Raw genomic sequence first — 14157 nt, forward strand, 5'->3', positions numbered from 1 at the left:
CAGACAGACAGACAGACAGACAGACAGACAGACAGACAGACAGACAGACAGACAGACAGACAGACAGATAAAATAAATATTGTTATTCCTATGGCAGGTGATGGTCAACGATTTCAAAACTCGAAGTGGAAAACCCTGAAACCATTCATAGAATGGAATGGTAAAAAAATGATAGAACATGTCATGCATAATCTGAATTATCATCAACAGGCACATTTTATTCTTATTTTACGAGAAGAACATGCATTAGAATATCAGAAAGAACTAAATGAAATCAAAAATAATTTTGATGTTACTTTTGTCACTATCAAACAAAAAACCGAAGGACCTCTTTGTACTATCTTATTTGTAAAAGATCTTATTAATAATGGTACTCCCATTTTGATTGCAAACAGTGATCAGATTGCAGATTGTGATGTTGATGATTTTGTTGATTCTTGCTTGGAAAATAATTTTGATGGTAGTTTGCTAACATTCGAAGAAACAGAACAAAGTCCGCGTTGGTCTTTTGTTAAAACAGATGCTGATAATAAAGTAACAGAAGTCAAAGCCAAAATACCATTTTCTAGTCAAGGTGTTGTGGGTTGGTATTTATATCGTAAAGGTTCTGATTTTGTTGATGCTGCTATAGACTTAATTATTAGAAATGATAGAGCTAATAATGAGTTTTTTCAATGCCCTACCTAGAATTATGCTATTGCACGAGGGAAAAAATTTACTACTTATATGATACAAGAATCCCAAATGCATGGTACAGGAACTCCTGAAGATTTACAAAACTATCTTGATTTTTTGGATGGGGGAAAAATTCAAATTACAAATGAAAAAAAAATTAATATTGTATGGAAAATAATAGCTTACAAAAATCCAGGACAACAAATATGGTTAATTAATTATATATTAAGCAACTCCACACACTCTGTTTTTATTCATTATAATAAAAATTCATCTAAAACAGAATTTCAAATGATTCAAAATGCTTTTCAAGATAATGATAGAGTTTTTTGCTATCAAAAATTCAAAACATCTTGGGGATCTTATGGTTTAACACAAGCTCCTCTATTTTTAACAGAAAAAATTATAGCTTCAGGGATAGTTTATGATTATGCTATTGATATCAGTGGTGATGTTTTTTTTACTCAACCTCTCTATAAATTGGAAGATTTTTTACAAAAAAACTATGGTACAACTTTTATACTAGCATCACCAACTAAACCTATTTTTTTAACAGATGAAAAAGAAAAAGAAGAAGTATATGATCGAATTCTTAAAAACCATGTTTTTAGTCGTTTTTATTTGAGTTTTTTTCCTAAATATTATTATGGTATTACGAATATTAATCCAGAATTAACTTGGTTAGAAATAAGTAGAATTTTAATTCATTTCACTATTATTTTTGAAAAAGTTAATCCTAATCTTTATATACCTTTGTGGAAAAAAATATATTATCATATATTTAGCTCTATTATGAAAATTCATGCTAAGATATTTGGTATTATTCTACCTTCTTTCGGAATATTAAGAATAAATAAAAAAGATGTTTTTTACAATATCTTAAGAGCATCATGCTATGCAGTGACTTTTCATGAAGTTAATAGTAAAATTATACAAGATTATCAAAATGTGAAAAAATTTGTGAAAAAATTTAAACTCTTATTTGCTCCTGAAGAAATTGTCATACCAAGTTTGATATATCATTATTGTGACAAAGAACAATTAAATTTAACAACTGATTTTGGTGCCATTCGTTTTGCTCAACAAATCGATCAATCCCAAATGTTTTCTTTAGCAAATGATCCGCATCGTTATTTTGCTCGTAATTTTACAGATATTAAATCGATGCAAATCATGACAACATACTATAAATCATAATACCTCCCATTTTAGAAATAATGTATCATAATATTGTATATACTTTTAACAATACATTATTTACAAGAAAAATAGAAGATTTAGCTGTTATGGATTTATTGGATGAATATAGAAAAAATGCCTAATATATAGAAAGTGAACATAAAAATATAAATTAATTAGAGGGTATACCATCATGGTGAATAAGAATATGAATGAAAGTTTATTAAAATCTTTTGATAATATTATGTTTCAACAAAAAAAAATGGATCTTAAAGCTTATATTTTTATAGCTTTTTTAGGAATAATTTTTCATATTATTAATAGAGACTCTATTTTTCAATGGTCAACAGACACTATTTATCTAGTGCTCATAGCTATTCCTCTACTATTTTCTTTATTACCTATTACACTGAAATTATTAATTGGTATAATTGATATGGGTACTTACAAATCTTATAACAAACATAATATTTTTTATTGCTTAGATATATATTCTTTAGATAAAAATAAATTTGAACAAGTTTTAGACAGTGAATATAACATCAACGATTTGACTAAGTCAGATAAATATTTAATTGATCAAATCTTAATTAATGCCAAGATATTGAAATCAAAAATAAATTGGCATGGTATATTCTTATTGGTAACGATTTCTGTGTTAATCGAAAAATTCATATTAATTATATACGATTTAGGGATATTTAATAATATATAATCAAATAAAATACCTTCCTATAGTTTAAAAAGGTGTTTTTTATTTAAAATATTCTTGACTAATATCATAATTATGTTAATATATAAAAATAATAATAAAAAGGATATATATATATGAAATTTAAAGTTAATTTCTGGGATTTCTTTCAAAATTTTGGAAAATCATTAATGTTACCCGTTGCTTTATTAGCTGCTATGGGCATTTTACTAGGTCTCGGTTCATCCTTAAGTGGAAAAGCTGTATTAGAAGTTCTTCCTTTTTTAGATACTCCTATTTTACAATTTATATTCAAATTCATGACTTCCACAGGTCTCTTTGCTTTTATTAACCTACCAATCTTATTTGCTATGGCAATTCCTTTAGGGCTTGTCAAACAGGAAAAAGGAATAGCAGCATTTTCTGGTTATGTGGGATTTGTTGTTCTTAATTTATCTATCAACTTCTTCTTGAAAGAATCAGGACAGCTTGCAACTGGATCTCTTCGTGATGCTGGTCAAGCAATGATTATGGGTATACATAGTATTGATACAGGTGTCCTTGGTGGTGTATTAGTAGGTATTATTGTATATCATCTTCACAACAAATTTTATGAAATACAGTTACCTGATGCATTAGCTTTTTTTGGTGGTGTTAGATTTGTACCTATTATTACAGCTTTTACTATTTCTATAGTAGGGCTAGTTGTACCAATAATTTGGCCATTTTTTGATAATGGAATTAGAGGTATTGGTACTATTATACAAAATGCTGGTATATTTGGACCATTTTTATTTATTGCTAGTGAGCGCCTTTTATTACCATTTGGTTTACACCATATTTTGGTAGCAGCTATTCGTTTCACATCTATCGGTGGAGAAGCACTCATTAATGGTGAATTAGTAAGTGGAGCATTAAATATTTATTATTCAGAATTAGGTAACGGATTACCATTCACACCTGAAGCAACAAGATTTCTTTCTCAAGCAAAAATGCTGTTTATGTCTTTTGGATTACCAGGAGCAGCATTAGCAATGTATCATACCGCTCGTAAAGAAAATCAAAGTACTGTGAAAAGTTTGTTATTATCTGGAGCACTATCTTGTGCAATAGCAGGAATTTCAGAACCTATAGAATTTTTATTCTTATTTATTAGTCCAATTTTATATCTTTTTCATACTATATTAGCAGGATTAGGTGCTTTAGTATTAGCTTTATTACAAGTTACTATTGGTAATACTGATGGCAATTTAATAGATTTATTTATTTTTGGTGTTTTACAAGGTCCTCAAACAAAATGGTATTTAGTACTTCCACTTGGAATAGTTTGGTTTATTATATATTATCTTATATTTAAATTTACTATTCTTAAATTCGATCTAAAAACACCTGGTAGAGAACAAATGACTACCCAACAAGAATCATCAAATAAAACATTAAAAAATTATGTTGCAGAAAAAATGCTTGAAGGTCTTGGTGGAAAAGAAAATATTACCTCTTTAGACAATTGTTTAACTAGATTAAGAATATCTGTTCAAGATTCTAGTATTATCCAAAAAGATATACTCATAGAAGCTGGAGCTATTAATTTGGTTATTTTAGACAAAAATAATGTTCAAGTAATTGTTGGACCACAAGTTCATATAGTTAAAAATCAAATTCAAAAAATTCTTGATCAATAATACCATCAATTAATTTATAATCATCACTAAATTTTTCACATACTATTAAAACAATAGTACAGATTCTTTTATAAATATTAGTACAAAATATAATCATTGTTATAGAAAAAACTACCTCTAATAGAGGTAGTTTTTTTATTGGTTTATTAATATTATTAAAATTATACTTCTGATAAATAATCAGTATAACCCTCTTGTTCCATTTGGTCTTTTGGAACAAATCGTAATGCTGAACCATTCATACAATATCGTAATGTGCCATTAGGACCATCATCAAAGACATGTCCTAAATGAGAATCTGCATAACGAGATCGAATTTCTGTTCTGCGTGAAAAAAAACTAAAATCATCTTTTTCTACTATAAAATGATCTGAAATAGGAATCATAAAACTAGGCCAGCCTGTTCCCGAATCAAATTTATCTCGTGAAGAGAATAATGGTTCACCCGAAACAATATCTACATAAAGCCCTCTATTTTTATTTGTATCATATTCATGACTAAAAGGAGATTCTGTACCATTTTGCTGAGTAACTTTGTATTGTATCGCTGTCAATTGTTCTTTTAATTCTTTATTAGAAGGCTTAACAAACTTAGCATATTTTTGTTCCATCGCTATATTTGGTGTGTATAATTTTTTCATTAAATTCTCCTCTGCTAGAAAAAACTCTTGCGGGATTTTTGCCCAAACTTTTTTAATATATTGATCTCTTCCAGATTTAGCTCTATAAAAAGAATATTGGATTGAATTTTTCTTTGCATAATTTTGATGATAATCTTCTGCTAAATAAAAAGATTCTATATTTTGAACGGCTATCGATATTTTTTTATTTGAAAAATAAGAAGATTTAGACATCTTATCAATAAAATCTAGAGCTATTTTTTTTTGATCTTCAGAAGAAGTGTAAATTGCAGCAGTATATTGATAACCTCTATCAACAAAAGACCCATCTAGATCTGTAGGATCTATAGTACGAAGAAAAGCGTTCAATAGTTGTTGATACGAAATAATATCAGCATCATACTCTATTCTCACAGCTTCTCTATGTAAAGTTCTACCAGCAGAAACTTCTTTATAAGTAGCATCAGATTCTTTTCCACCAATATATCCTGATACCACATTCAAAACACCTGTCAATTTTTCAAGATCAGCTTCTATACACCAAAAACATCCACCCGCTAAAATAGCAATTTGATTTTGTTGACTATATGAAATAGTAGAAATTAGAAGAAAAATATTTAATAACACAAAACTCATTATTTTTTTCACAATATACTCCTTCATATTTTTAATATATTAGCTAGCTCCTTTGGCACTTAATACAGCGAAAGGAGTATTTAATAAAATTAATAAATCCAAACTAGGACTCCAATTTTGAATATACCATACATCAATATTCATTCTTTCTAAACGATCAATTTCATTTCTACCACTAATTTGCCACAATCCTGTTAATCCTGGTTTTACCTGTGCATATAATGGTAACAATGTAGCATTTATACTTTCAATTTCTCCATCTACAAATGGTCTAGGCCCGACAATGCTCATCGTACCATTTAATACATTAAATAATTGTGGTAATTCATCTAAGCTATATTTTCTTAGAAAAGAACCAATTGGTACGATTCTTGGATCATTTTTTAATTTGAAGAAAATATCCCATTCTTTTTTTAATTCAAGATCTTTGGCTAATAATTGTTGTAGTTTTTGTTCTGCATCAATATACATAGTACGAAATTTCCATATTTTAAATGTCTTACCATTTTTACCTATTCTTTCCTGACGATAAAAAATAGGACCAGGAGATAAAATTTTTAATAAAACTACTATAATAAAAAATAGAGGACATAATAAAAGTAAAAAAATCACACTAAGGATTCGATCCATTAAAAATTTTATTGATTGTGATAAATAGGAGTTCAATTGATTTTCTAATGTTATGATGAATAAACGCTCTGAAAACAAATAGTTGCCTTTGGTTCCTATCATATTCTTATAAGATACAAGATAAATTTTTCTATAATAACTATATAAATAAGATATTAATTGATTATCATGTGCTAAAGCATCTTCTATAATAAAAACAGTAGCATAAGATGGTATTTGTTTGATATTATTATATACAACTAATTTTTCACCTAAAAATAATACTTCTTGTTGTAGATTATCATCTTCTATCAAAAAACCAATAGGAATAAAACCCAAATAAAAATCTTTATAAAAATTATGTGCAATTTTAACAGTTTTATTAAGATCTTCTTTTTTACAAATTAAAACAACAGGAGTTCTCCAAAAAGAAATATTAAATAATATTTTCTTTAAAATGATTCTATACAAAGGAAGAATAAATACCAAACAAATAAACAATAAAAGAATAACTATTCTACTCATAAATGGTAATAGTTCATTAAAATTAAAAAGAAATAAATAACAAATTAAGCAAGTAATTATCAATGATTTCCATATTATTAATAATTCTTCCCAAAAAGATCTTCTTTTTTGATATAAACTATTCCAAATAAATACTAGTATTATTATAAATAAAAATATAAAAGTCTCAGGTAAAAAATATGATTGAATAGAAAAACCAGGAAAATCAATATCATACAGAAATTCTGGTAATATATTTCTAATATATATTGCTAGAAACATACTAGTTACATAGGCAAGACTATCTATACTTATCAATAATATGTTTTTAATAATAGAATAACAAGAAAAATTAATTTTTGTTTTTATCATTTTGTCCTCAATAGCTATTAAATTAAGTATACAAAGAATCTTCTATATTACTTTGTTCATCTGTAATTGCTTTAGATGCTTTCAATTCTTCATCTTCTTCTCTAGCTACAGATAACACTGTCAACTCATCATCTATTTTCATTACTAATAATTGTGATGCATAATTTGTAATATCACCACATCTTAATGTTGCGCGTTGACCTAATTTACTAACTACAAAAACTTTTTCTTCTTCTTGTACATAGGCAAAATCAGCTACATATTCACCCTCACGAAGAGTGACTAATTTATATCCTTTTCCACCCCTATTGTTCAATTGGGAAAAGTCTTTAGAACTGACGCGACGACCTCGTCCAATTTGAGTGACAAAAAATACTGTTTTATCAGGCTCATCTACAGCCATTCCAACAACAGAATCTAGTTCACCTTCTACACGAATTGCTCTTTCACCCATAGCTCCTCTATTATGAGGAGTAAATAATTTTTCATCTAATTTAAATCCTTTACCTTTTCGTTTGACAAACAATAAAGTATCATTTCCTGATGTTTTTTTAGCAGTAATTAAGGTGTCATCTAATTTTAACTTAAGTGCAATCACTCCTGCTCGTGAAATATTACTAAAAAGATTTAGAGGAATACGGACACCTTGTCCAAATTTAGTTGCAAATACAACATAATTATCTTCTCTAAATTGATCTACAAACATAACTGCTGCTATATTTCCTTCCATTGCTTCTAAACGAGCAACACTATTGACATGACGAACCTGAGATCCACTATCTGATCCACAAATTTCATACCCTTTGATAGAAAATGCCTTACCATTAGATGAAAAAAATAAAATTGTGTCTTTAAGATTACATGAAGCAGATGCTATAATATGATCATCTTCAGCTAATTTTCTACCACCAGTAGCATTACCTGTACGCTTACTTCCTCGACCCATAGTTTTGTTAGAAGGATCAATTTCTACAAACAAATATCCTTGATGTGAAATAGCAATATGCATTGGTTTGTTTTCTATAAACTCTTCATTATCAAGTTGTTCTGCATCTGTACTACCAAAATGAGTTCTTCTTTCATCACCAAGATCTTTACACATTTCATTAAGTTCTGTTTTGATAAGAGCATCTCTTAGTTGTTTGTTTTCGAGTAGTTCTTGAAGTTTGTTAATAATTGCTTCTAATTCTCTTTTTTCTGTAGTTAATTTTTCGACTTCCATAGAAGTAATACGATGTAGTCTCATTTCTAAAATAGCTTTCGATTGTAATTCTGATAGAATAAATTTTTGCATAAGTAATTCTTGTGCTGCTTTTGAATCTGTAGAAGCACGGATCACTTTTATTACTTCATCAATAGAGGCTTGTGCAATTAACAAACCATCAACAATATGCAATCGTTCTTCTGCTTTTCTTTTTTCAAAACGATGTCGTCTATCAGTAACAGTTCTTCTATGTTCTGCAAAAGAACAAATTAATTGTTTTAAAGTCATTAATTCAGGTCTATTTTTGATTAATGATACCATATTAACAGACACATTAATTTCTAAACGAGTTTCTTTGTAAAGAATAGATTTAATTTTATTAGCAATACTTTCATCACCAGTTTTACCCATTTCAATAGCAACACGCATACCATCTTTAGAAGACTCATCACGAACTTCTTTAACATGTCTTAGTGTATTTACATATTTACTTTTATCATCAGCAATAAGCATTACAATTTCAGCAACAATACGCGATTTAATTGTTTGATAAGGAATTTCTGTAATAATTAAAGATTGTGTTTTTTCTTCCCATTCTATTGTTCCTGCAACACGAATAGATCCTTTACCTGTTTGATAAATAGAAGCAATATTAGATCTATTAGTGATACGACCTCCTGTTGGAAAATCTGGTCCTTGAACATGTTTCATTATTTCTTCAACACTGATATCACTATCATCTAAATAAGCAGAAGTTGCCTGAACAATTTCTCGTAAATTGTGAGGAGGAATACCTGTTGAAAATCCAACAGCAATTCCCTCCGTACCATTACAAAGAAGTTGTGGAAACATTCCTGGTAATACCGATGGTTCTTCACTCGTATCATCATAAGTAGCACGAAAATCAACAGTATCTTTTTTGAGATCTTCTAAAATATAATGAGATACTTTAGAAAGTTTTAATTCGGTATAACGCATTGCTGCAGGAGGATCATTATCAATAGAACCAAAGTTACCTTGACCAACAATCAAAGGATAACGAGTAGAAAAATCTTGTGCTAAACGAACAGCAGCATTATAAACAGAAGCATCACCATGAGGATGATACTTACCTAAAACATCACCAACCATGTGAGCAGATTTACGCTTTTTTTTATCATGATGAATACCTAATTCATTCATAGAATATAATATTCTTCTGTGTACTGGTTTCAAACCATCACGAGCATCAGGAATAGCTCTTCCTGTAATTACACTGTAAGCATAATTCAAATATGATGTTTCTAGCTCATTTTCAAAATAAGAGGGAATAATCCCTTTATTATTATTATCTAAACTCATGAAAACTCCCTTGTTATAAACATTTAAGATATCTTAATATTATAAGATAAATCTCTAAAAAAAACAATTTATCGTATAATATCAAAAAAAAAAGTCGATTCTTTACGAATCGACTTTTTTGATATATCTATAATATATTTTAAAGAGTATTATTTAATTCATTCCAAAAATATAATTGTGAATCTTGAATAATATCGAGCTCTTTCATTACTTAAACTAAAGAATTTTCTTGAGCTTCAGCTCGTGTACCCTTGAATACTAAAAAAGATATTTTATCTTTTGGCAATGAAAAATATAAAGAATTCAATATGCCACCTATTTTTTCTGGATTAACTCCAGAAAAAATTAATGATTCATAAGCTACAGTATCAAGAATATGATAATAATCATGATGTAAACAAAAGTAATAATACTATATTTTTTTCATATCTTTCTTTATAAGTTTTTAATTAAAAAAACTTGACCTCACCCAATACTCCTTGTTTGAACATAATATCTAATGGAGAAACAAGTGTAGAACCATCTGATTTGTGATTAAAGAAAAATTTATTCATTTCTTTGGGAGCATTCATATATAGTGATCCATCATGACCGCCCATGATAGAAATTTTATTTCCATAAGCCCATACAATAGATTCCATAGGTAATTGAAACGGAAACACTACAATATTTTTATCGGAAGGATGTGTTATTTCGCTAGGATGACCTTTGAAGAAATAATCATAACCTGTACCATAATAAGCCTTTACTTTGGCGATATACGCATCTGTATTTCCATAGGGAACAGTTCCTGTAATAATAATATTTTCTTTTGGTGAAGCATCCAAGGCTTCTTCTATTGTTTGATCTTTTAATGTTCCATTACCTTCATTAAGAGCCCATTTTTTGTCCAAACCTACTAAAGTAATAAAATCATTTTGTTTGCTAATAGTTAAGCTTTTATAATATTTTAATGGATCAACTTTATAATATCTTTTTGCACTTGTACTCAAATAATTTCTTAGATCAGAACTATCACTCACTAATAATTCTGGCCATTGCATCCATATATAAGTGTTGTCAGCAATTACAGGTACCGTTAAAAAAGCACCTTTATTATCTTTGTTATCCAAAAAAAAGTTGATATTTAAATTAGGTTTTGGATTTTTATTAAATTCTCTATTATAAATAATCTCGTTTCTTTTCCATGTATTATAAGCTAAACTATCACCATATATGTCAGAAAATTGCTTATAAGTTTGTGTCCCATCAGTTAATAAGATAACTTTTACTCTATTTTTTGAAATTCCTTGAGAATAAAAATATTTGAAGGCTTTTGCTGCCCTCAAATCATTAGCATACAAAGTGAAAGTTGCTTTTGGATTTGCGCTATTTATATCTGCTATTTTTGTTCTCATTTTCTCAACATCAGATATTTCACGAACATGTATAGGTAATTTTGTAAGATTTAATGTCCCAGCTCGTCCCATATATATATAAGATGGTTTTGTATGAGTAAACATATGTATTCCAGAATAAAGAGTAGGCAGTGTTGCACAATCAGAATAAATAACATAATCAGAAGTTGGTATCAAATCACTAAATTTTGGTGTGATTCCTATTCCTATAGGATTATTAGTATTTTCAACAACACTACATGATGCAAATAAAAGTAATAATAAGCTATATTTTTTCATATATTTCCCCAAACATATTATGATATCATTTTTAATGTTTTTTCATATTAATACATTATAATTATTAAACCAATAATTTTACATTTTCAAATAGATTTTAATAAATAAGCATCATTCCAAAATTCATATTCCAAAAATAAAGCTTCTCTAAATAATTTTTTCATCTCTTTGTGATAAGAGGGATTGTTATTAGCAAAAGTCTCTAAGTATTTTTTTTGTTTAGAAAGCCACTCTTGTACTTCTGTGGTACAATTAGCTTCAAACCAATATTGATACTTATTATTGTTAAATTTTTTAGCAGAAAAATATTCTCCTAAGTATACATATAACCATGGACAAGCCATAATACTCGCGTATCCTATGGGAAGTGATTTGCTAGCAGTGTGATACAAAATAAAAACACTATAATTTTTAAACGCAGGCGTAAAAGTATTTTTTTGAGAATATACTAGTTGAGTGGTATAATGTGAATGTACTCTTTTTTGTTCTTCAAAACTAGCATTGATTGAATCTAAAAAAAATTGTAATTGTTCTGAATTTTCTGATTTAGTCATTAAATAAGCATTAGCTTTCGCATAATCATTGAGATAATGAATATCTTGTTCTATGTAATAATAGAATTTTTCATCACTTAAGGAGCCATCAAACATATCTTGTAAAAAATCCATAGAAACAATTTTTTGAATAATATCTTGATTTTCTATCCATAATTGATTGCAAAAACACATAAAGACCCCTATGTAATACCTATTATACCTTATATGTTGGTATAATGTCAATATCACAGATTTTTGACATTTATATATACTTATGTTAAAATAAAAAAAATGAATTTAAAGTAAGGCCTATATGAAAGTATCTATCGCTCAGTTAAATCCTCGTCTTGGAGATTTCACTTACAACAAAGAAAAAATTCGGGAAGCAATTAAATTAGCTTTGCGTGACCAATCTCAAATATTAATTATCCCTTTTGGTTCTATTTCTGGATTTCCACAAGGAAATCTAATGGCATCAGAAGATTTTAGAGTTGCTATTCAAAATACTCGTGAAGAATTAGCTCTTGAAACTAAGGACACAGAACTTTCTGTTTTTGTTGAAGGTCAGGAAATTTTGACTAAAGGGATTGTAAGTAGAGAAGGGTTTTCTCAAGAAATCTCAGATCATACTCATCTTCCTTTACCAGCTATTTTTAATCAAAATAATTATGACATATTTGTGAATCTTGGCCCTAAAATTTTTGAAAAAAACAGACCTGAAGCTCACGAAATGGAATTAAAATTACTTGCTAATGAAAAAAAATCTTGGGTATTTGATATTAATTTAGCTGGTGCTACTGATGAAATATTATTTACAGGACTTAGTTCTATCACCAATCCTGAAGGAAAAATCATTGCTCGATTGAAGTACGCACAAGAAGATTTTGTTACAGTAGATTTGGAATCATCTAATACTTATCCTATTCATGAAATACCTGCTGGTGAAGAAATTCTTCGTCAAACTATTGTGCAAGGTATTAGAGATTATTTTCTAAAAAATCATTTTTCAAAAATTCTAGTATCTGTCAGTGGCGGAATTGATTCTGCTCTTGTATTGGTACTGGCTGTAGAAGCTGTTGGTGCAGAGAAAGTCCACGCTGTTTATCTTCCTTCCAAATTTTCTTCAGATATTAGCCAACATGGTGCTCAACAAATTTGTGATAACCTGAATGTTTCTCTTAATCATATCTCTATCGAATCATTGCATCAATCCTACATTCAAGAATTATCATTTCTAAAAGATGGTAATATTATTTGGGAAGAAAATATTCAAGCTAGAATTCGTGGTAATATTGTCATGAGTATTGCCAATGCCGAAGGATCACTAGTGTTAGCAACAGGAAACAAAACAGAAGCTTCTGTCGGTTATTGTACTTTATATGGAGATATGTGTGGTGGATTTGCACCTATCTCAGATCTTTTAAAAACAGAAGTTAGAGCATTATGTCGTTATATTAATACTATTTCAAATAAAGAGATTATTCCTGAAATAACTATAACAAGACCCCCTAGTGCAGAATTAAACGAAAATCAAATTGACGAAAACAGTCTTCCAAATTATGAATTTTTGGATCAAGTATTATTTTTACATTGTGAAGAAGGATTAGATTATCCTCAAATTTGTGATCGATTAGAAAGAAAAGAAGATGTATTAAAGATATTTACTCTTCTGTACAAATCATCTTATAAAAGAAAACAATCTCCAACAGGATTGAAAATATCTAAAAGATATTTTGGATTAGATTGGCATATTCCCACAAGTGTAGGATTATGGTTCAAACAATAATATTATCAATTTATAATAATAAAATCCCTTGTTAAAAGGGATTTTTATTTTAATACAAATTAATTAGCTCTTACTTTTTAAGAATATATTCTTGAAGAGATTTTTTTAATTCTATAACTGCTGTTTCCAAGTCTTCATTTTTTAGCACTAAACTGTAAAAAGATTTTTGTTCCATTTCTTCTGCAGCATTATCTAATCGTCTTTTTAATGATTCTTCATCATTAGAACCACGACTACGCAAGCGTACTTCTAATTCAGTAATTGATGGCGGTGATACAAAAATTAAAAATGATTTTTCTCCAAATATTTTTTGTATACGCAATCCACCTTTAACATCTATATCCAACAAACAATGCTTTCCTGTTTCCCAAATACGATATATTTCAGATTTCAAAGTTCCATAATAATTATTATGAACAGATTCCCATTCAATAAAATCACCTTTAGCTATCAAATATTCAAACTCTTCTATAGATAAAAAATGATAATCTTTACCATCTTCTTCTCCATCTCTTATTTTGCGAGTAGTTGCAGAAATAGAAAAAGAAATATCATCAGCATATTCTTGTAATATTTGTTTATACATTGTTGTTTTTCCAACACCACTAGGGCCAGAGATAACAATTATCTTATAATCATCCATATC

The 14157-nt window shown here is 28.4% G+C and carries 10 protein-coding genes and 1 pseudogene; 4 read left to right on the forward strand and 7 right to left on the reverse strand.

The window, feature by feature from the left end; translation table 11 throughout:
• The first annotated feature begins 72 nt into the window (after window positions 1–72).
• From KFW21_04945 to malX, 3 genes and pseudogenes are all read left to right on the forward strand, one after another.
• Window positions 73–1872, forward strand: a pseudogene (locus KFW21_04945) (glycosyltransferase family 2 protein).
• Between the two features lie 175 nt (window positions 1873–2047).
• Complete coding sequence (locus KFW21_04950) at window positions 2048–2569, forward strand: hypothetical protein (GenBank protein ID MDK2818778.1); 522 nt, start codon at window positions 2048–2050, stop codon at window positions 2567–2569.
• A gap of 113 nt (window positions 2570–2682) precedes the next feature.
• A complete protein-coding gene (gene malX, locus KFW21_04955; GenBank protein ID MDK2818779.1) occupies window positions 2683–4227 on the forward strand; it encodes a maltose/glucose-specific PTS transporter subunit IIBC in 1545 nt (514 codons plus the stop codon).
• A gap of 161 nt (window positions 4228–4388) precedes the next feature.
• Here malX and msrB read toward each other — a convergent pair whose 3' ends face one another.
• From msrB to KFW21_04985, 6 genes are all read right to left on the reverse strand, one after another.
• Window positions 4389–5510, reverse strand: a complete 1122-nt coding sequence (msrB, locus tag KFW21_04960) for a peptide-methionine (R)-S-oxide reductase MsrB (GenBank protein MDK2818780.1) — start codon at window positions 5508–5510, stop codon at window positions 4389–4391.
• 12 nt (window positions 5511–5522) lie between these two features.
• Window positions 5523–6968 (reverse strand): exopolysaccharide biosynthesis polyprenyl glycosylphosphotransferase, encoded by a 1446-nt coding sequence (locus KFW21_04965; protein MDK2818781.1) that lies wholly within the window; start codon window positions 6966–6968, stop codon window positions 5523–5525.
• 22 nt (window positions 6969–6990) lie between these two features.
• Window positions 6991–9513 carry a DNA topoisomerase 4 subunit A gene (locus KFW21_04970; protein ID MDK2818782.1) on the reverse strand — a complete coding sequence of 841 codons (2523 nt, stop codon included), beginning with the start codon at window positions 9511–9513 and terminating at the stop codon, window positions 6991–6993.
• Window positions 9514–9724: 211 nt separating this feature from the next.
• On the reverse strand, window positions 9725–9889 hold the full coding sequence (locus KFW21_04975) for a hypothetical protein (GenBank protein ID MDK2818783.1): 165 nt from the start codon (window positions 9887–9889) through the stop codon (window positions 9725–9727).
• Between the two features lie 73 nt (window positions 9890–9962).
• Window positions 9963–11189 carry a hypothetical protein gene (locus KFW21_04980; GenBank protein MDK2818784.1) on the reverse strand — a complete coding sequence of 409 codons (1227 nt, stop codon included), beginning with the start codon at window positions 11187–11189 and terminating at the stop codon, window positions 9963–9965.
• Window positions 11190–11275: 86 nt separating this feature from the next.
• Window positions 11276–11917, reverse strand: coding sequence for a hypothetical protein (locus KFW21_04985; GenBank protein MDK2818785.1), 642 nt, complete (start codon window positions 11915–11917; stop codon window positions 11276–11278).
• 121 nt (window positions 11918–12038) lie between these two features.
• On the opposite strand from KFW21_04985, the gene nadE reads away from it, so the two are divergent.
• Window positions 12039–13511 carry an NAD(+) synthase gene (gene nadE / locus KFW21_04990; protein MDK2818786.1) on the forward strand — a complete coding sequence of 491 codons (1473 nt, stop codon included), beginning with the start codon at window positions 12039–12041 and terminating at the stop codon, window positions 13509–13511.
• Window positions 13512–13581: 70 nt separating this feature from the next.
• Here the strand turns inward: nadE and gmk are convergent, their stop codons facing one another.
• Window positions 13582–14154 carry a guanylate kinase gene (gmk, locus tag KFW21_04995; protein ID MDK2818787.1) on the reverse strand — a complete coding sequence of 191 codons (573 nt, stop codon included), beginning with the start codon at window positions 14152–14154 and terminating at the stop codon, window positions 13582–13584.
• Window positions 14155–14157 lie beyond the last annotated feature (3 nt).

This window comes from Spirochaetota bacterium, assembly GCA_030154445.1.
GTDB lineage: Bacteria > Spirochaetota > Brevinematia > Brevinematales > Brevinemataceae > Brevinema_A.

Excerpts from the sequence above, each read along its gene's own strand:
- KFW21_04950 (MDK2818778.1), top strand. The coding sequence starts at position 2,048 with ATGGTGAATAAGAATATGAATGAAAGTTTATTAAAATCTTTTGATAAT.
- malX (MDK2818779.1), top strand. The coding sequence starts at position 2,683 with ATGAAATTTAAAGTTAATTTCTGGGATTTCTTTCAAAATTTTGGAAAA.
- msrB (MDK2818780.1), bottom strand. The coding sequence starts at position 5,510 with ATGAAGGAGTATATTGTGAAAAAAATAATGAGTTTTGTGTTATTAAAT.
- KFW21_04965 (MDK2818781.1), bottom strand. The coding sequence starts at position 6,968 with ATGATAAAAACAAAAATTAATTTTTCTTGTTATTCTATTATTAAAAAC.
- KFW21_04970 (MDK2818782.1), bottom strand. The coding sequence starts at position 9,513 with ATGAGTTTAGATAATAATAATAAAGGGATTATTCCCTCTTATTTTGAA.
- KFW21_04980 (MDK2818784.1), bottom strand. The coding sequence starts at position 11,189 with ATGAAAAAATATAGCTTATTATTACTTTTATTTGCATCATGTAGTGTT.
- KFW21_04985 (MDK2818785.1), bottom strand. The coding sequence starts at position 11,917 with ATGTGTTTTTGCAATCAATTATGGATAGAAAATCAAGATATTATTCAA.
- nadE (MDK2818786.1), top strand. The coding sequence starts at position 12,039 with ATGAAAGTATCTATCGCTCAGTTAAATCCTCGTCTTGGAGATTTCACT.
- gmk (MDK2818787.1), bottom strand. The coding sequence starts at position 14,154 with ATGGATGATTATAAGATAATTGTTATCTCTGGCCCTAGTGGTGTTGGA.